Annotated in this window: 20 protein-coding genes; 11 read left to right on the forward strand and 9 right to left on the reverse strand. The window is 40.4% G+C overall.

Annotated features, from left to right (window positions below):
- From A3G3_RS13310 to A3G3_RS0106855, 5 genes are all read right to left on the reverse strand, one after another.
- On the reverse strand, positions 1-207 hold a 207-nt coding region (locus tag A3G3_RS13310; RefSeq protein WP_019519795.1), incomplete at its 3' end, for a transposase.
- 62 nt (positions 208-269) lie between these two features.
- On the reverse strand, positions 270-857 hold the full coding sequence (locus A3G3_RS0106840; protein ID WP_019519796.1) for an NAD(P)-binding domain-containing protein: 588 nt from the start codon (positions 855-857) through the stop codon (positions 270-272).
- Between the two features lie 21 nt (positions 858-878).
- Positions 879-1,901 (reverse strand): tRNA 5-methoxyuridine(34)/uridine 5-oxyacetic acid(34) synthase CmoB, encoded by a 1,023-nt coding sequence (gene cmoB / locus A3G3_RS0106845; protein ID WP_019519797.1) that lies wholly within the window; start codon positions 1,899-1,901, stop codon positions 879-881.
- A gap of 138 nt (positions 1,902-2,039) precedes the next feature.
- The gene (gene cmoA / locus A3G3_RS0106850) at positions 2,040-2,792 is read right to left on the reverse strand and encodes a carboxy-S-adenosyl-L-methionine synthase CmoA (RefSeq protein ID WP_019519798.1); all 753 of its coding nucleotides are present in this window, start codon (positions 2,790-2,792) and stop codon (positions 2,040-2,042) included.
- Positions 2,789-3,007, reverse strand: a complete 219-nt coding sequence (locus A3G3_RS0106855) for a DUF2788 domain-containing protein (RefSeq protein WP_019519799.1) — start codon at positions 3,005-3,007, stop codon at positions 2,789-2,791. Before A3G3_RS0106855 ends, cmoA begins: the two co-directional genes overlap by 4 nt.
- Positions 3,008-3,216: 209 nt before the next feature.
- Between A3G3_RS0106855 and argS the strand changes: the two genes are divergently transcribed.
- From argS to A3G3_RS0106875, 4 genes are all read left to right on the forward strand, one after another.
- Positions 3,217-5,031 (forward strand): arginine--tRNA ligase, encoded by a 1,815-nt coding sequence (gene argS, locus A3G3_RS0106860; protein WP_019519800.1) that lies wholly within the window; start codon positions 3,217-3,219, stop codon positions 5,029-5,031.
- A 42-nt stretch (positions 5,032-5,073) separates the two neighbouring features.
- A complete protein-coding gene (locus A3G3_RS0106865) occupies positions 5,074-5,871 on the forward strand; it encodes an SPOR domain-containing protein (RefSeq protein WP_019519801.1) in 798 nt (265 codons plus the stop codon).
- A gap of 321 nt (positions 5,872-6,192) precedes the next feature.
- On the forward strand, positions 6,193-7,482 hold the full coding sequence (gene dprA, locus A3G3_RS0106870; protein WP_019519802.1) for a DNA-processing protein DprA: 1,290 nt from the start codon (positions 6,193-6,195) through the stop codon (positions 7,480-7,482).
- A complete protein-coding gene (locus A3G3_RS0106875) occupies positions 7,479-8,087 on the forward strand; it encodes an L-threonylcarbamoyladenylate synthase (RefSeq protein WP_019519803.1) in 609 nt (202 codons plus the stop codon). The genes dprA and A3G3_RS0106875 overlap by 4 nt, the downstream gene beginning before the upstream one ends.
- A 37-nt stretch (positions 8,088-8,124) precedes the next feature.
- On the opposite strand, the gene hisH is transcribed toward A3G3_RS0106875, so the two are convergent.
- A complete protein-coding gene (gene hisH, locus A3G3_RS0106880; protein ID WP_019519804.1) occupies positions 8,125-8,757 on the reverse strand; it encodes an imidazole glycerol phosphate synthase subunit HisH in 633 nt (210 codons plus the stop codon).
- Positions 8,758-8,842: 85 nt separating this feature from the next.
- Between hisH and A3G3_RS0106885 the strand changes: the two genes are divergently transcribed.
- Positions 8,843-9,877 (forward strand): DnaJ C-terminal domain-containing protein, encoded by a 1,035-nt coding sequence (locus tag A3G3_RS0106885; protein WP_019519805.1) that lies wholly within the window; start codon positions 8,843-8,845, stop codon positions 9,875-9,877.
- A 21-nt stretch (positions 9,878-9,898) separates the two neighbouring features.
- Here A3G3_RS0106885 and copM read toward each other — a convergent pair whose 3' ends face one another.
- The gene (copM, locus tag A3G3_RS0106890; protein WP_019519806.1) at positions 9,899-10,897 is read right to left on the reverse strand and encodes a CopM family metallochaperone; all 999 of its coding nucleotides are present in this window, start codon (positions 10,895-10,897) and stop codon (positions 9,899-9,901) included.
- Between the two features lie 127 nt (positions 10,898-11,024).
- Positions 11,025-13,826: a response regulator gene (locus A3G3_RS0106895; protein WP_019519807.1), complete on the reverse strand. Its 2,802-nt coding sequence runs from the start codon at positions 13,824-13,826 to the stop codon at positions 11,025-11,027.
- A 110-nt stretch (positions 13,827-13,936) separates the two neighbouring features.
- Here A3G3_RS0106895 and fmt point away from each other — a divergent pair, with 110 nt between their 5' ends.
- The 6 genes from fmt to A3G3_RS14495 all read left to right on the forward strand — a co-directional run bounded on the left by fmt (position 13,937) and on the right by A3G3_RS14495 (position 18,920).
- Positions 13,937-14,932: a methionyl-tRNA formyltransferase gene (gene fmt, locus A3G3_RS0106900; protein ID WP_019519808.1), complete on the forward strand. Its 996-nt coding sequence runs from the start codon at positions 13,937-13,939 to the stop codon at positions 14,930-14,932.
- Complete coding sequence (gene rsmB / locus A3G3_RS0106905) at positions 14,929-16,311, forward strand: 16S rRNA (cytosine(967)-C(5))-methyltransferase RsmB (RefSeq protein WP_019519809.1); 1,383 nt, start codon at positions 14,929-14,931, stop codon at positions 16,309-16,311. The genes fmt and rsmB overlap by 4 nt, the downstream gene beginning before the upstream one ends.
- 216 nt (positions 16,312-16,527) lie before the next feature.
- A complete protein-coding gene (gene thrC, locus A3G3_RS0106910) occupies positions 16,528-17,943 on the forward strand; it encodes a threonine synthase (RefSeq protein ID WP_026212905.1) in 1,416 nt (471 codons plus the stop codon).
- 132 nt (positions 17,944-18,075) lie between these two features.
- Positions 18,076-18,489: a hypothetical protein gene (locus tag A3G3_RS0106915; protein WP_156802127.1), complete on the forward strand. Its 414-nt coding sequence runs from the start codon at positions 18,076-18,078 to the stop codon at positions 18,487-18,489.
- A gap of 29 nt (positions 18,490-18,518) precedes the next feature.
- Complete coding sequence (locus A3G3_RS0106920; RefSeq protein WP_019519812.1) at positions 18,519-18,758, forward strand: hypothetical protein; 240 nt, start codon at positions 18,519-18,521, stop codon at positions 18,756-18,758.
- Between the two features lie 3 nt (positions 18,759-18,761).
- Positions 18,762-18,920, forward strand: coding sequence for a hypothetical protein (locus A3G3_RS14495; RefSeq protein ID WP_019519813.1), 159 nt, complete (start codon positions 18,762-18,764; stop codon positions 18,918-18,920).
- A gap of 99 nt (positions 18,921-19,019) precedes the next feature.
- On the opposite strand, the gene A3G3_RS0106930 is transcribed toward A3G3_RS14495, so the two are convergent.
- Positions 19,020-19,376 (reverse strand): hypothetical protein, encoded by a 357-nt coding sequence (locus tag A3G3_RS0106930; protein ID WP_019519814.1) that lies wholly within the window; start codon positions 19,374-19,376, stop codon positions 19,020-19,022.
- Positions 19,377-19,673: the final 297 nt, after the last annotated feature.

The following is a 19,673-nucleotide window of genomic DNA, read 5'->3' on the forward strand; positions in this document are numbered from 1 at the left end:
TTCTCGTTGTTCTTCAGTTAGGGCGTTGCCTTTGGTTATGGGGTTGCCTCGTTTTTCTCTGCGATAACGGGTTAGCCAGTTTTCGAGTGTGGATTCGGCTATTTCATATTGGGTTGCAACATTACTTGGTTTTTGCCCTTGTTCTTCTATGAGTTTTATCATTTCTAATTTGAATTCGGGTGTGTATGTTTTACGTACTTTTGTCATGAGATTATGCCTCCGTTTGGGGTATTATAATCTCTTATCAGCTGTCTAGGTTTATTATGCCACTACACAAAATCACGATGCACCAAGTTTAACCAATGCCATTCATCAATGTGGGTTGCGGTCATTGCACGTTTGGCAAGCCAATCGTTTTTGTGTAATGCTGTTAATGGACAAAAGTCGGTTAATCCTGTCAAACGTACCACGCTAACACGGTGGCTAAGCAATCCTTGATAAATCAATTCACTGGCATAAATCAGCTTGGCAAGCTCATCATTAGGCTGTGGTGTGGTGTCGCTAGTGATAAGTTGTTCAGGGCTTTCTGCGTACACCCGACTGGACGAAATATAAAATAAATGCGGATTTTTGTTGTTTGTTATGTGTGTCAAACTCTCACAAATTGGCTGAGCTGTAGCGACATAGGTGCGGTAATAATCAGCTGGCGTGCGTGCGTCAGGACTAATGATGACAAAAACCACATCAAATGCCATGCTAAAATCATTTGCCGTTAAATCTTTGGCATTTTTAATGCGTTGATGTACAGCGTCAATCGGCTTATGAGTACGGCTGACAAGGGTAATTTGGTGCTGATTTTTTAAAGTGTTGGCAAGAGCAATGCCTAATTTGCCTGCACCGATGATTAAAATATTCATCATAATCTCTTTGATAGTGGTCTAAGGTTTTTTGGCTATCATCACCGCACGCTTGGGACGTGGATAACCTTCTAGCGTACGAGCATTATCATTTGGGTCAAGAAAATCCATGAGTGACTGATAAGTCATCCATTCGGTTGCACGCTGTTCTTCAAACGTGGTTTCATTAATATGCACGCATTTTACATCGCTAAATCCTGCTTTTTCTAGCCATAGGGTTAATGCTGTCACACTTGGTAAAAAATACACATTATTCATCTGAGCGTATCTGTCTTTTGGCACTAGCACGGTATTTTCATCGCCGTCAATAATTAGCGTTTCTAATACTAACTCTCCGCCTTTAACCAATTGATTTTTTAATTGCAATAAACAATCAAACGGCGATGCACGATGATATAGTACACCCATACAAAAAACGGTATGAAACAGTTGTTTATCAGTGCTAAATGGTAATTGTTCTAACGCCACAGGAATAAAATGGACAGGCAGGTTTTTATTGACAAAATGCTTTATCGCCATAAACTGATAATAGAACAAACACGACGGGTCAATGACCATCACCGTATCCGCCCCCGCTCCGAGCATTCTAAAACCATGATAACCCGAACCGCCGCCAACATCTAGCACCCGTTTATTTTTTAAATCAGAGATATAAGGCAACACCCTATCCCACTTTAAATCGCTACGCCATTCGGTATCGATATGGATAAGATTATCATCTTGACCGATTTTAAAACCGCCTTTACGCCACGGCATTAGGGTTTTTAACAGGGCTTCGCTTTGTTTGTATTCTCTTTTAGTTAATTCTAAATCCATTGTCACACACGGCGAATTAAAATCATGGCTGATATTTTTATTCTCTAAATTTGGTAAGCGTAAAACCGCTTGTTCATAATAAGTGGCATTGGCATATCGGGACTTGTCTTTGATATGCGATAGCCAATTTGGTAATTGAGTTAGCCACTCATTTGCCACAGGATATTTTTGCGATAAATTAAGGAGAGTTAAATATAACGCTTGTTCGGCTTGAAAAATGGTATTCATAAAACTAAATTCATTCAATTAAAAAAGGTGACGCCACACTTACTGGTCTGACTGATTTAAAAACACCATCTAAGGGTGTTATTTTTCTAAGGCTACAACGGTAAGTAAAGCATTTATTGGTTGCTGTATGATGAGTGGTTATTTAAACGCAATCACTGACGCAAAATTTAAAAACTGAAACCACGTTAAACTTCTTTCAAATCCTGCCTGTTTTAATCGCTTATGGTGTATATCAAGCGTATCGGTCATGAGTACATTTTCTAAGGCATTTCTTTTAGCACTAATTTCTAATTCGCTATAACCATTGGCACGTTTAAAATCGTAATAACGCTCCACTCGCCAAGCATCAAATTGCTCATCTTCTAAATGGGTTTTTTCCGTTAAAATGAGTATGCCACCATCGGCAAGTGCCTGATAACACTTTTGCAATACCGATAATCTGACATCAGGTGATAAAAACTGCAAGGTCAAATTCAGCACAATCATATCGCACGGTAGTAACTTGATATTGCAAATATCCTCACAAATAAACTCAATATCATGCTCGGGATAATGTTCATGCATCACGGTTTTGGCTTTATCAATCATCGGTGCTGAGATATCTATCGCCTTAATTTGTAAGTCCTTTTTGTCAAATTCGCCCGCCAGTGCAAATGAAACCGCCCCAAGCGACGTACCCAAATCATACACACGGCTGACACGTTCGCCCTGCTCATTTTCTTGACGAAAGGCACAATGACGGCGAGCAAAAATGGGAAGCATCGCAAGCATCTGTCCATAACCTGGCACGCTACGGCGTATCATATCAGGAAAACAGGCGACCACCTGCTCATCAAAGCTAAAACGGGCGGATTTATCCAGCGGTGTGGTAAAAAGCGTATCGTGGCTCATAGCGTACGTCCAAAATACCACTCAATCACAACTTTGATTAAAAAACCAAAAAAACCACCCCCCAATGCGATAAAAATCCAAAACGTGCCTTGTTTGCCTGCATCAGTTTTTTTGGATAAATCCCACATGATAAAAAACAAAAAGCCAATAAAAACAGGGAGTAACACATACATCCCCATTTTGGTAATCGTTTCATTAGATACAAGTACAAACATAATTTCACCTTTTATCGCTGAATTTTACCTATTATAACTTAAAAACCGCCCAACTGCTTAAAAATAGGCTAAGATAATTACCGAAAAACCAATAAAAATTTGCCAAAATGCATGGAAAAACATCGCAAAAAGCCGTAATTTTTTAGCGAAAAATTGCGTTATTTGGTATAATCTATGGGTTAAATTTTATTATCTTAAAGAGAAAAACCATGTCAGAACAAGTCCCAGCGATTGAACAATCCTTAGATTTTGTAATTGAAAGCCTAAAAGCCGACAATATTTTACCCACCGATTGGCAAAATAACAGTCAAATTAACCGTACCAAAGACCAAGCCCACGGCGATTTTGCCAGTAATTTAGCAATGGTCGCATCAAAAGTCGCTGGTATGAAACCACGTGATTTGGCCGAAAAAATCGTGGCATTGTTACCAAAACATGCTGACGTTGCCAAAGTAGAAATCGCTGGAGCAGGGTTTATCAACTTTTTCTTGGATAGCAACGCTCGTTTTGCGGTGTTAGATAACATCATGCAACAAAAAGGCGATTTTGGCACAAGCCAAACTTTTGCCGATAAAAAAATCCAAGTAGAATTTGTCTCAGCAAATCCAACGTCTAGCCTACACGTTGGGCATGGACGTGGGGCGGCGTTTGGCATGAGTGTGGCGAATTTGTTAGAAGCCGTCGGCTACCAAGTCGGACGTGAGTATTATGTCAATGATGCAGGTCGGCAAATGGATATTTTGGCAACCAGCACTTATATTCGTTATTTGGAGCTGTGTGGTGAGCCGATTGTGTTCCCTGTGAATGGTTATCGTGGCGATTATGTCACAGATATTGCTAAGCCTATTTACCAAGAGTTTTCAGATAAACTAAAAACAAGTTGGGGAAATTTTGTCAAAGACGTGCCTGCCGATGCGATTTTTAGCGAAAAAGACGGTGAGAAAGTGCTGGTTTCAGGCGACAAAGAAGCCCATATTGACGGTTTGATTGACAATGCCAAAGCCAATTTGGGCGATAATTATCGTATTTTTCATGAAAAAGCCCTTTATAGTATCTTAAGCGATATTCAAGATGACTTAGCGGATTTTAACGTACATTTTGACAAATGGTTTAGCGAAAAATCCATTCAAGATGCGATTATTCCTGCGTTAGAACGGTTAAATGAACAGGGTTATTTGTACGAAAAAGATGGTAATGTGTGGTTTAAATCAACCGAATTTGGCGATGAAAAAGACCGTGTTGTGCGACGTGCCAATGGGCAATTTACCTATTTTGCATCGGACATTGCCTATCATAAAGATAAACTTGACCGTGGTTTTGACAAAATTATTGACGTGTGGGGGTCTGACCACCACGGCTATATCAAGCGGGTAAAATCAGCGTTAACAGCAATGGGTTATGATGCTGAGCGTATGGACGTGATTTTGGTGCAGTTTGTCACCTTGTGGCGTGGCGATGAACAAGTGCAAATGTCATCTCGCTCAGGCGAATTTGTCACCTTGCGTGAGTTGCGTGAAGAAGTCGGCAACGATGCGGCACGTTTTTACTATGTGGCTCGCAAACCTGAACAACACATTGACTTTGATTTACAATTGGCAAAATCCCAAAGCAAAGACAACGCAGTGTACTATATCCAATACGCCCACGCACGGATTTGCCGTGTGTTAGAACGCTTAGAAGAACGTGGCTATAGCTATGATGATAGCATAGCAAAACAATCACAAAGTTTGTTAAATTTACTGATTGAAAATGAATTAATCAGCTTGTTATCTGCTTATCCAGAAACCTTACAACGTTCAGCAGTGCAATACGAACCGCATATTTTGACCAATTATCTTAAAGAGTTAGCAAGTTTGTTCCACGCATGGTATAACGATAACCGTATTTTGCCAAAAGACGGCGAAACCCCAAGTGATGACGAACTAAATCTCATGCAAGCTCGTCTGCGTTTGTCAAAAGCCGTGAGACAAGTGGTACAAAATGGCTTGATTTTATTGGGCTTAACCGCTCCAACAAGTATGTAATTTATCAGCCTTAACTAACCCTATCAATTTTAGGAGTAAATCATGTCAAAACAAGGTGCGACCCCACGAGAGCCGTCAAATGGTATGGCAACATTTGCAAAAATATTGGTAGGGTTTTTGTTGTTTATTTTATTGGGCTTGTTTGTGTATTTGTGGAACCCTTTTCACAAAGCCACCCCAACCGTGACCGAAATCCCAAAAATCCAGCCGAAAAACACTCAAGGCGAACAGCCCGAATACGAGTTTTACGAACTGTTACCAGAACAACAAGTTACAGGTGTGCCAACCACACCGCTTGCCAGTCAAACCGCCATTACCACCAAGCCCGATGCGGTGGTGACAGGCAAAAATCAAGCCAATCCTATCAATCAAGCGACCGCCACCGCCGAAACATCCACTGATAAAAAACCTGTGGATAACAGCGATGATGCAGAAATGAGCGACACGGCGAACAATGTGAGCAATGCACAAAACCCGTTCATGACCGACGCTCCACAAGAAACGCCAACAGGCAATGCCAAAGAAAATCCAATGCTTGGCAAAAGTCGTCTAGAAGCCCAAACCAGCAAAAAAGCCGTGATTGTCGATGCGTCACCTGACAAAACTTATATTTTGCAGATTAACAGTTTTGATAATGCGGATGATGCCGACCGTCGCCGTGCCGAAGTGTTAATGGCAGGCGTGGACGCCCAAATCGTCAAAAAACGCTTGGCAGATGATAGCATGGTGTATCAAGTGATTTCACGACAAATGCCAAGCTCACAAATGGCAGGGGAAGCCCAACGCCGTTTACAAAATAATGGCATCGACTCGTTAATTGTGGAGCAACGGCGAAAATAATCTTGGTTTTTAAAGGTTAATATAAACGCATTAGATAACGCAATCATTTACCACTGCATTGGTATTAATGAAAACGATTATGTTTTGACAATTATTTATGCTAAGATATCGCAGTGTTCGTAGCTTAATCGTATCAATAATGAACCTATTTTTGGTATTGTTAATTAAATATACTTTTTTGGAAAAGCGTTCGCGGTGAGCTTGTCAAACCATAACAATTTTCCTAGACTTCGACAAGCTTAGTCCGAACGCAAAACCTTAAACTCTATCTTTATTTAACAATACCCTATTTTTTAATCATTCTAACCCCCTTAAAACCAAATGACGACCGTACCAACTTCTTTTTTACATTCACCAAATAGCAAGCTAACGGCTGAGCAACAAGCCATTTTGCTCCTTTGGCAGCTGGTAAATATGTCTTTGAGCAGTTATACAAAATTGATTGCCAAATTCACAACAGCACAGCACGCCTTGCAAGCCAATCATAACGATTGGCAAAGTCTTAATTTGCACAAAAGTCATTTGGAGCGTTTTGACGAATTTATCAAAAACAACCGCCAAAGCGAATTTTTACAAACCACCTTACAACAACTACAACACGGGGAATATCAAATTATTTTTGCCGATAATCCACAATTTCCGCCTTTGTTAAAAGAAATTTACGACCCACCACCCTTACTGTTTTATCAAGGCAATGTGCAAGCCATGTCCATGCCCCAGTTGGCGATTGTCGGTAGCCGAAAACTGACCGCTCACGCCCAAAAAATCGCCTTTGATATGGCACAATTTTTGGCGTATGAAGGTTTGTGGATAACCAGTGGCTTGGCGGAAGGGGTGGATAAACAAGCTCATTTAGGGGCATTGGCACAAAATAACCCTGCCAAACAAGGGCGAACGGTGGCGGTTTTGGGAACGGGTATTCATCTGTGTTATCCCAAGCAACATTTACAATTAAAACAACAGATTATCCAAACGGGTGGTTGTATAATTAGCGAGCTATTGCCCGACACTCCACCCAATAATCATAATTTTCCTAGACGCAATCGCTTAGTGGCTGGCTTGAGTTTAGGGACGTTGGTGGTCGAAGCCCAGTTGCAAAGTGGTTCGCTGATTACCGCACGTTTAACCAATGAACAGGGTAAACAAGTGTTTGCTATTCCAAGCCACATTGACAATGAAAATGCCAAAGGCTGTCATCAGCTCATTCGTGAAGGGGCGACTTTGATTGACCACCCTGCACAAATTTTGGAAGATTTGTCCATGTTTCAATCACCGTTTAGTCAAACAAAACAAGCTGAAAATATAGGAAGTGTGGAAAATTCAACTTTTACACCACCGCCTAACACTCAACATATTCAACAAGCTGAAATACAACAAATTGAAATGCACCAAAATTTGCAAACGCACATTGTTCAACCAAAAGTTGACAACCAAATTCCACAGCATTTATTTACTTTATTAAATCAACTGGATTGGGTAGGGCAAGATTTGGATAGCTTGGTGGAAAAAACAGGCTTGGGCATAACCACCTTGTCAGGGCAATTGATTGAGCTAGAAATCATGGGACTTGCCATGTCGCAGGCTGGCTTGTATTTGCGGTGTCGGGCATGAAATTATTTGTTAGCACACAGTACAAAGAAGCCTGTGAATGGCTTAATGATGGCAAATTGCTCGCTTATCCGACCGAGGCGGTGTGGGGCATCGGTTGTAACCCATTTAACCAACAGGCGGTTTTGGATTTGTTACAGCTCAAAAATCGCCCTATGGAAAAAGGCTTGATAGTGCTTGTCCCCAATGTGGGGAGGATGCAGGATTTTTTGCAAAATTTACCCAAACAAAATCAACAAGTTATCTTAGAAAGTTGGCTGTCGCCAAAATCACAAGCCACCACATGGCTGTTCCCTCTACCCCCAAATTTGCCAAATCCCATACCAACTTGGGTAACAGGTGGACGAGAAAATTTAGCCATACGCTTAATTTCACATCCGCTAATTAGCAAAGTTTGTGAAAGTTTAATTTCTGCCAACAATCCTTACGGTTTTTTAACGTCAACCAGTTGTAATTTAAGCAATGTTTTACCTGCACATGATTTACAAACTGCTCAACAATATTTTGCCAATTATCAAAATATGGCTTTTTTACAAGATAACACATTAAACTTTAGTCAACCCAGCCAAATCCGTGATGCGTTAACAGGCGAAATTGTGCGAGCATAGTTTTAACAAAAAGTCACGCTCTACCCTTTTAATTGGTTTAAATACGCCATTGTACAAAGTTTTTTAGCAGTTGTAAACCTGCGGTGTGGCTTTTTTCGGGGTGAAACTGGGTGGCGAATAGATTTTCTTTGATAATACTGGCACAAAAATCAATGCCGTATTCACAGCGAGCCGAGATAATCGTAGGGTCAGCAGGCTCACAGTAAAAACTATGCACAAAGTAAAAATGCGTGTTGTCGGCGATATCTTGCCAAAGCGGATGTGCGTCGTCCATATCGTGAATGGTGTTCCAACCCATGTGCGGAATTTTGAGTTTTTCGCCTTGTTGGTGCAAATTTTCATCAAATTTACTCACATTTCCTTGTAAAATTTTTAAACAACCCACACCGCCATTTTCGGCGGATTGTTCAAATAACGCTTGCATACCGACACAGATTGCCATGACAGGCTTGTTAAAGACTGCTTGTTTTACCACCTCGTCAATCCCTGCCGTTGCCATACCTGCCATGCAGTCTTTCATCGCTCCGACGCCGGGGAAGACGATTTTGTCGCACGCTTGGATTTGTTTTGGGTCGTGGGTGATGATGACGTCAGCTCCGACATTGCTTAAAGCCTTGCCTACCGAGTGTAGATTGCCCATGCCATAGTCTAATAAGGCGATTTTTGTCATAATAGCTCCAAAAATTAGCAAAAAATTGAAATTCGTACATTTGCCACTATATTACCTGTAATTTCACAAAATTTAAAGGATTTATATGGCAGAAAAAAATTATTATGAGATTTTGGGAATTGACAAAAAAGCCAGCGAAGACGAGATTAAAAAAGCCTATCGTAAGCTTGTGCGTCAATATCACCCCGATGTCAGCAAAGACCCCAATGCTGACGCCAAAATGGGTGAAATTAATAACGCCTATGAGACACTCAAAGACAGCGAAAAACGGGCTCAATACGACATGATGTTAAACAATCCATTCGGCGGTTTTGGCAATGGGGCGAATAACTTTAGTGGTTTTGCTGGTGGCGGTTTTGGCGGTTCGCAGGGCATGAGCCAAGAAGATTTGGACGAGATTTTACGTCAATTTGGCGGTGCTGGTGGTAGTTTTGGCGGTTTTAACCAAAATTCAGGCTTTAACCGTGGTAATAGCTTTGGTTTTGAAGATATTTTTGCCAATTTTACAGGTGGCGGTCGTTCACAACAACGCCAAAACAGCCAGAATAGTATGAAAGGTGATGATATTCACAGTGATATTTCGGTGGATTTGCAGGCCAGTTATCAAGGGGCAACTCGTAAAATCACGCTCAGCATCCCTGTGCAAACCATGTCAGGCACGCAATATCAAGATAAAACCATTGAAGTAAAAATCCCAAAAGGTATCGCCGAAGGGCAAAAAATCCGCCTTGCCAAACAAGGCAATCCCTCAGCATATGGGGCGAAAAATGGTGATTTGTATTTGACAGTAAAATTTCAGCACAATGAACGTGAAAAAGTAGTGGGCAAAGACGTATTTTTGACCGTGGATGTCGCCCCTTGGGAAGCGGTGTTTGGCGGTGAAATCACGGTAACAACCCCTGTTGGCAAGGTAACTGTCAATGTGCCAAAAAACAGTCGCACAGGCACAAAATTACGCTTAAAAGGTAAAGGCATTCCTGCCAAAACTGCAGGCGATTTATTTTTACAACTTAATATTGTGTTGCCCACGCTAGCAGACGATGAACATCGCAGTGAAGAGCAGTTACAGGCGTGGCGGTTTTTGCAAGATGTGTATTCGGACTTTACACCCAATCGTTAATTAATAGCTCTTAATTGACCGTTAACGGTGTTGTGCCAACCAATTTTCCATGACCTGGATTTCAGCAATTTGGTTCATGATGATGTTATCGGCAAGATTTCGCATTTTTGGGTCAGTACCGTATTTTAGCTGAACTTGAGCCATTGCCAACGCCCCCTTGTGATGTGGTAACATGGTTTGGATAAACGCCATATCCGCATCATCACTGACTGCCCCTGCCAACATTTGTTCGTGCATTTGGTTAATACTGTCGGTAAACTCTTGTTGAATATTGGCGGTTTTTGGGTGGAGCGTGGTTTGGATGTTAGCTTGATGGGCTTCTTCTTTGAGCCAATGTTGCATTAGCCAAATTTCGTTTTGTTGGGCGGTAATCATGTCTTGGGTGAGGCGTTGCAAGCTTGCATCTTCGCCATATTTTAGTTCAATCTCTGCCATGTCAATGCCACCTTGGTGATGTCGTATCATGTTTTGGGCAAAAACCACATCAGGATTTTTGGGGTTATCCACGCTTTGGCTTTTGGCATATCGCATGGTGTAAATACTGGCAAGGTAGGCTTGCTGAAAGTCTTCACTTTCTTCACCATTTGGCAAAAATTGGTTCATCGCATAATGTTGCAACATGGTGTCCAAATGCGAATTTGCCGTCCTTGAGCCGTCTGCCATGCGAATGGTACGCGTTTCTTCAATATTTAACGCATCGCTATCGATGCCATCAGGTTCATGACGCTTATCGTCAATTTCATCATTGGCATCATTCATATCATCACTCACCTGACTGGCAAATGCCATGGTTTGACTGGCGGATGTGGTAAAATTGTCGGTAGTTTGGCTAAGATTGTTGGTTGAATTCGTCGCAAAGGATTGTTCAAGTTGGATTTTTTCTGATGTTTCTTGGCGTTTTGCTGGTGGTTGACACGCTGACAATAACACCAAATTTGCCAATACAAACACCCGCCCAAACGATACAGCAGGCGGATAAATGGCAAGGCGGTCACAGTGTAACGACGAAAAAGCAAGCATAAAACACTCCTATAACGCTGTGTAGTATAACTGAAAACAGACTAAAATAAATACACAAATTATATCAATTATGTATATGCTTATTTCTCAATTATTACCAACCTTGTTTTAAATCAACTTTAGCCTGTTAAATCATATAACGGCTTAGTAATTCTGCTAACTTTTGTTTGTTAATTGGCTTGGTTAAAAAACCGTCCATGCCCGCATCGCTACACATTTTGCGGTCATCATCTGAGTCATTGGCAGTAAGTGCGATAATCGGAATACTGTCTTGGTTGGCACGGATTTGGCGGGTGGCGGTCAATCCGTCCATAATCGGCATTTGACAATCCATTAACACGAGCGAAATTTTTTTACGGTTTTCTATTAACAATTTCACTGCTTGTTCACCTTCGTTGGCGATAATCACATCGTAGCCAAAGTTTTCTAGGTGTTTTTTGGCGATTTTTTGGTTGGTTAAATTGTCTTCTGCCACCAAAATCGTACGTTTTTTACCTAGATTTTCGGTAATCGGTTGTGTAGTTGGTTTTAAGCCGATTTCATCTAAAACAACGTCAACTTTTTGTGATAACGCTAGGTGATTATTGTGATTTTTGTCAAAATTATTTGCATTGCCATTTTCATATTTTTGTAAAAATTTTTGAAATGCCAATTCAGCGGACAAGCCAACATTGTCATCTGGATTAAGATGATTTTCATATAAACTTAAAACTTTGGCAAACATACTAGTCAACGTTGGCGGTTTTTGGATTAAGCCGTCAAACTTTCGCAAAATTTCACGCTCAATCGTACGCTCCGAGTCCATACTAATAATAACTTTTAGACCTGTGTTAAACAGTTCAATTTCTTCAAATAACGCTTCGTTACCCAGATACGCCACGTCGTCAATCATCAACATCGGCACGAGATTATCGGTGTTTAATTGATTGATTTTTTCCACCATTTTTTGATTAATGTCGGTAAAAATGATATTTTTTACATCAACAAAATTCAAAATTTCGGTATTACGTCTTGTGATATCAAAAGGTGAAATAATAATTAACAAAATCGGCAGGTTGTTAACCTGAATTTCAAAAACAGGTTGTAAACTATAACTGTTTAATGGTAAAAAAACTTGAAATTCACTGCCTTTGCCAACTTCACTTTCAAGGTTGATAAAACCGCCCAAAAGTTGCGAAAAGTTGTTTGAAATCGCCAATCCCAAGCCCGTTCCGCCAAATTGACGGCTGATAGAGTCGTTGGCTTGGTTAAAATAAGAAAATAGTTTTTGTTGGTCTTTGGGAGCGATACCCATGCCTGTGTCTTTTACCGTGATACGAATCCAATCTTTGGCAAGGTCTTGCACACCTGCCTTTTTATGTTGAATGACAGGGTGGTCGCTGGTGAGTTTATCCACGAGTAGGGCAACATAGCCTTTTTTGGTAAATTTAATGGCATTGCTCATCAAGTTCAGCAACACTTGACGCATCCGACCGTCATCGGTTTCGATGTGGCGTGGAGCGTGTGGGTCGGTATAGATGTAAAGGCTGATGTTGTTGCGTTTGGCATTACCAATCATCAGCTCGGCGGTTTGGTTGAGTAGTTGTAGTAGATCCACCGAAGTGATATTAGTTTGCAGTTTACCTGCATCCATTTTTGCCACATCAAGCATATCGTTTAGCAGGCTTAGCATGGTTTGGCTAGATTGTTGCAAAGTGACGATGGTTTCTTGTTGCTCTTCGTTAAAGCTGTCTTTGTCTTCCACCAACAGCTCAATCATGCCCATCATACCACTTAACGGCGTGCGTAATTCATGACCAAGCACCGCCCAAAGTTTGTCAAAACCTGCCAATTTTTCTGCAGTTTGTTGGTCACCGACCCATGCTTGTTGCAGTTTTTCATGATAGTCGGTCACGACTTCCAAGCCACCGCTAAAGCCTTGTAACTGCCCCAAATGATTATAAAATGGATTTAACCGCAAATCAAAAAATATATCACGTTGTAAATTGGTTACCGATAAACTTAAAAAAACATGATTTTCATTGATTTTGTTTAATAGTTGTTGGCTTTGTTTGTCTGCCCCTGTGATAAAATCGTGGAGCATATACACGACATTTTTGTCAAAAGGCGTGGCAAAAGTATGAGCGAATTTTTCGTTAAAATACAATAACCGACCTTTACGATTCATCAAAAACAATGTCACAGGCGATTTGTCAATCAGCTGATTTTGCCGACGCATTAACGCATGAATTTGGGCATAATATTGATGATATTTAAACGAAATGCGGTTGATAATCTGGTTTAATTGCAACAGCTCAGCATCGCTTTTTTGCGATAAATGTAGCGGTTGATAACCAACTTGGGTAATATAATGAAAATTTTGTGCATAATCAATCAGTTGAAACCAATTGACATACCGTTTTTGAATTTGCACAATACACAACGCCAAAAACATTAAAAATAACAACACTGGCAAGATATATAGCGGATTGTTAAACGTTTGCCAAATCGGTACAAATTCAATATACGCATACAGCCGATAGCCGTTGTGGAGCGGTCGCCACGCTTCAAGAGCATTGCCATGTTGCAACGTCTGATTTTGGCTAATATCAGCTGACCACGTTGGCAAAGAAAAGGCAGATTCATCACCTGAGTTATTGAGCGTAACTGCCGTCCCTGTCGGCTCAAAAATCACCAACTGATACGACGCAATCATCTTGGAATTGACAAACTCACCGCCACTAAAATTTCGTTGTTGCTCATCGATACGTTCATTTAAATCAATGGTAATATCGCTCAACAGTAACTCACCAGCACTCTGCTGTCTATCTGATGCATATAGCCACAACAAGCCATAAGCCGTCGCAATCAGGCTTATCATAATACCCACGATAATTAACAAACCTTGACGGCTAGCGGGATGATGTAAGATAGAAATGGAACTACGCACAAGTATTTACCATAAAAAATCAACAAAAAAGCCAAAAAATAAAAATCAGATTTCGTATTTTGCCTAAAACATACTATAATAACAGAAAATTTGATAAAAAGACAAAAAACATGAAAAATCCAAAATTACGCCTAATTTTTGCAGGCACACCAGCGTTTGCCAAAGTCACCCTGCAAGCCTTAATTGACAAGCAAAACGAGTTAAATATAGACATTGTTGCCGTCTATACCCAACCTGACCGCAAAGCTGGGCGTGGGCAAAAATTGACCCAAAGTCCTGTTAAAGAACTGGCTACTGCCCACCATATCCCTGTGGAACAACCAATAAGTTTTAGCCTAAAGTCAGAAAACGGACAAGTTTCACGTGAAACACTTGCCAATTACAAGCCTGATGTCATGGTAGTGGTAGCGTATGGCTTGATTTTACCGCTTGGCGTGCTAAACACACCGACATTTGGCTGTTTGAATGTGCATGGTTCACTATTGCCACACTTTCGTGGTGCAGCCCCAATTCAGCGGGCGATTTTGGCAGGCGACACCGAGACGGGCATTACCATTATGCAAATGGATAAAGGCTTAGATACAGGCGATATGCTGTATAAAGTGGACTGTGCGATTGAGGATACTGATACCACGCAGACGTTGCATGATAAATTGGCAGTTTTGGGCAGTGAAGCAATTGTCACCGTGTTAAAAGATTTATCAAATTATCAAAACAAGGCTGAAAAACAAAATGATGACTTAGCCAATTATGCCGAAAAAATTACCACCGATGAAGGTCTGATAAACTGGCAAAATGACGCATTTAGCATAAATCGCCAAATCCGTGCCTTAAATGCGTTTACCTTTTTAAATGGCGAGCGAGTGAAAATCTTGGCGTGCAAACCGATTAAGAACGACCAAGTAACATCCGAACCTGCTGGCAAGGTGGTCAGCGTTGGACGTAATGCGATTTTGGTAGCGTGTGGCAAAAATACAGATGGCGTGCAACATTTTATCAATATTACCCAAATGCAATGGGCGGGGGCTAAGCCTTTAACCGCCGATCAAATCGCAAATGGCGATAAAATCAATGATGGCGATGTGTTTGAAATGGTGCAATCATGAACGACTATCCAAAAACTGATTGGCAAAAACTCATCACAAATAAAAAACTCTCTACACGAGCCAAAGTCATCGCAACCTTAGAGAAAATCCACCACGGATTCTCGCTTGCGGTGCTACTTGATGATTTGTTAAATAATGTCAATGACACCGACAAAGGTTTTGCCCACGAGCTACTCATCGGTACATTACGTCAATGGTGGGCGTTAAACCGCATTGGCGAGAGCTTGATTGAACAGGAAGTTACCGACAAAGGCGTACTTTCCGCCGTAAACATCGGTATTTATCAACTCATCTATATGCACACGCCCGACTACGCCAGCATTAACGACACGGTAGAAGCGGTCAAACAGCTAGACAAAGGCTATGGGGCAGGTCTCGTTAATGCGATTTTGCGAAAAGTCGCCAAAAATCCTGCTAAATTTGCCAAAAAGGTACAAAAAAATCACAGTCTGCCCAATCATTTGGCAAAAATACTAAAGCAGGATTGGGCGGAATATTATGAAGAGCTTGGGCAAAGTTTAAGAAAATCCGCACCGATTTTTTTGCGTGTCAATGCTAAATTTTGTACCATGCAAAAATATAGCGAACTTTTAAATGCTCAAAATATCACTCATGACATCGTCAAAACTGGCGTGGGTGAACATACCGCCATTCGACTGATTGATAATCTCAAAATTAGCAATTTGCCACATTTTTCTGACGGCTGGTTATCAGTACAGGATTTGCACGCCCAAATTTGTGGGGGAATTTTAGCGGATTTTGTGTTGCCAAAGTTATCAAAAAATATCAATATTTTAGACGCTTGCACCGCTCCAGGGGGGAAATTAGCCCAATTGTTAGAGATGTTCCACGTGGAACAATTTAATGAATTTCAGCCAAAAATTACCGCCCTAGACAATGACGAAAACCGTCTAAAACGGGTGCATGACAATCTTAACCGTTTGCAGTTAACTAATGACAATACGCAAATCATTTGTGCGGACGGTGTTACCTTTAAAAGCGATAAACCGTATAATATGGTGATTTTGGACGCACCCTGTACCGCCACAGGGGTGATTCGCCGTCACCCTGATATTTGTCTTTTAAGAAAGCAAAACGACATTGAAAGCACAATAAATCTACAATTACAAATTTTACAAAACTTATGGCAGTCTGTCGCTCAAAATGGTTATTTATTGTACATTACCTGCTCGCTCATCAAAGCGGAAAACGTGGCACAAATTGAACATTTTTTAAACAAAAATACTGATGTTCAAGTGGTGGATTTTGAGTTCAATCTACCCAATCAAATTAAGCAAACGATTGGTTATCAATGCTTGCCGATTGACGAAAACGGTGGCGATGGTTTTTATTATGCGTTATTGCAAAAATTAAATTGAAAGATATAAAACTTAATATTGAGCAAAAACCGTTCGTGTTGAGCCTGTTGAAACATAACGGTTTTCCCAGACCTTGACAAGCTCAATGTGAACGGAAAACCCAAATTCTTAACAAACTGCATAAATAACTTTTTAGAACTTTTAAGCAAATTATCATCAATTATCGCTATGATTTGTGATAAAATCAAAACAAATTTTTTATTTTGGGAAAAAACCATGCACTACATCAGCACTCGTGGCAACACGCCAAAAATGCAATTTTCAGACGTTCTACTTATGGGGCTTGCTCCTGATGGGGGGTTAATGCTTCCTGAACACTATCCACAAATTGATAAAGCGACTTTGGATAAATGGCGAACGCTTTCTTATACCGAACTTGCGTTCGAAATTATGTCATTATTTGCGACCGACATTCCAAAGGACGATTTAAAAGCCTTAATTGACAAAACTTATACTAAAACTGCTTTTGGCAATGACGACATTACCCCTGTGCGTACCTTAAAAGACGGCATTAAAATTTTGGAGCTGTCTAATGGTCCAACCCTTGCTTTTAAAGATATCGCCATGCAGTTTTTGGGTAATGCTTTTGAATATGTGTTAAAGCAAAAAAATGAACGTCTAACTATCATCGGAGCAACCTCTGGTGATACGGGCAGTGCGGCAGAATATGCCTTGCGTGGTAAAGACAATATCACCGTGTTTATGATGTCGCCACACGGCAAAATGAGCCAATTTCAACGGGCTCAAATGTATAGCCTAATGGACGATAATATTCATAACATTGCCATTAACGGTATGTTTGACGATTGTCAGGATATTGTCAAAGCCTTGCAACAAGATGCCGATTTTAAAGCAAAATATAGCTTAGGTACGGTGAACTCAATCAACTGGGGACGCATTTTAGCCCAAATCGTGTACTATTTTAAAGGCTATTTTGCAAGCACCACAGACAATTCGCAAAAAGTGAGTTTCTGCGTACCGTCAGGCAATTTTGGCAACATTTGTGCAGGTCATATCGCACGTGAAATGGGCTTGCCGATTGACCGCCTAATCGTTGCCACCAACGAAAATGACGTGTTAAACGACTTTTTCCAAACGGGTAAGTACATTCCTCGCACCAGCGATAAAACTTATGTGACATCAAGCCCATCAATGGATATCTCAAAAGCGTCAAACTTTGAACGCTTTATTTATTTATTGGTCAGTAAAGACAGCCAAAAATTAAATGAGTTATGGCAAGATGTGGGTAGTGGCAAAGGCTTTGATTTGAAAGATTTATTATGCGATATTAGCGGTAAATACGGCTTTACATCAGGCAAATCCACCCACGCCGATAGACTTGCCACCATCAAATCATTGTATGAAGGCGACAATGATTTAATCGACCCGCATACGGCTGATGGCGTAAAAGTTGCAAGGGAGGTTCGCCTTGATGATGAAATGATTGTGGTTGCTGAAACCGCATTACCCGCCAAATTTAGTGAAACCATTGTTGAAGCAGTAGGTGATATTGATATCACTCGCCCAGAACATACGCAAGATATTGAAATTTTACCACAAAAAGTGGTGGTGCTTGAGAATAAGGCGGAATTAGTGCGAGCCCAAATTGAGAAATTTGTTACACCGAACTAATTGATTTGTAATGTTAAAAAGCCATTTTATCAGATAATAAACTGGCTTTTAGATTTTTTAATATTTTTTTCATCAAAAGCATTAAATACGCAATTTATTGAAAAAAAGGAATTTTTATCTCAACCAATTATTTTGAATATCCAGACCAAGTTCCAAGTTCTCAAATTTCCGATACAAAAAGACGAAAATGGTAAAGCAGTCGTTTATATTAACCCGCTTGTTTTCAGGTCGTATATCCGTTTTTTAGCAGATGAACTCATCCCAAAACCAACTCCAGCAAGTACGAGCCCAAGCAATAGAGTAATCGCCAAAGAACGCACTACTTTTGTAAAGCCGAACCCAAAACCCGAACAAATTTTTAACAATGCTCGCCAATATATTTTATACCAAGATACCGCCCTAAAAGCCCTATCCACAATATTTTATTACCATTTAGAAGCCATTCAAAAAACACCGCACGAATCCGTCGCCGTTTACTTACAGGAAAAGCAAGCATCGGTTTTACCACCCAAAAACAGCTCCAACAAGACCCAGACACCCAGCTAAAACTCACCGATTTTGGTCTGCCTGACGAAATGGCAGGGCGGATTGGCACAATCATCGCCTTGCAAGATATTGACGAAGCTTTGATGATAAATATCTTGCTAAAAAGTCCAAGCTCGCCGTTCATTGCGTTAAAAGCAAAATTGGCAATCAACAATTGTAGCTTGTCAATTAGTCGGCAAGCATTGGATAATTTAGTCTCTCGACAAGCCGATGCGATTAAAAAATTCGGTGTGCGTGGCATTTTTCAAGGCTTTAACCAACTGCCCTAAATCATGGAGATTTTGTACCACGCCCCTGACTTTCCGCACACACATTATGTCATCACATCAACGGGTTTTACCTTTAAAACCGATAAAGTGGCTTATGCAAAACCGAAACAAAAAGAGAAAGATGCAGGGCTCAATATAGACTTGGATGATATACAATTTTGATGTTTAAGAAATGTTGTAAACAAAAAAACACCCACAGAAGGAGGTACTGTGGGTGTGGTAAAACTGGTTAATCAGTTTTTTCTAGCTTTCGCCTTTGAATTAAGAGAAATCTAATTCAGTCTCAAAAGATTTTAACTCGTGACGAGCCATTGCTAGGTTAGATTTTTGACGGTCAAGTACTAGGTACAAGAACAAGTTTTCGTTACGAACCAATGGGCGAAGTAAGTGGTATTGACCACTTAGCGTAATCAAGATATCTTCAATGGTATCTTTTAAACCCAATGCAGCAGCCGTTTTACGTTTTGCACGTACCACTTCCGTGTTACCCGCAGCAGCCAATTCTAAGTCAAGACCAGTACCGATAGCAGCTAGAGAAAGACCTGATTCGCTGTCAACCAATGCAGCTGCTACGAAACCATCGATGTTGTTTAATGAGTCTAATGATAATTTAGCCATGATAAGCTCCAATTTTATTTAAATGAAAGGTTAAATAACAATTTTTGCTGATAATTGACTAAAAACAAACTAATTTAGTTTAGTAATTTTTAGTAAATAAATCATCAAAAATTCTTAGCATCAACAAAACAGATTATATTGAGATAAAAGCTTTGTTGTCAAGTTTAACAACTTTCTTGTGTTGTTCGCTTGATATGTGTATTATGGCGAAATCACTGTTTTTTTGCAAATACTATCAGATATACGTATTTTTTTTTGCGACAAGAGTGTTAATTGGTATAAAAAGACTACTGAACG

Source organism: Moraxella boevrei DSM 14165, from assembly GCF_000379845.1.
Taxonomy (GTDB): domain Bacteria; phylum Pseudomonadota; class Gammaproteobacteria; order Pseudomonadales; family Moraxellaceae; genus Faucicola; species Faucicola boevrei.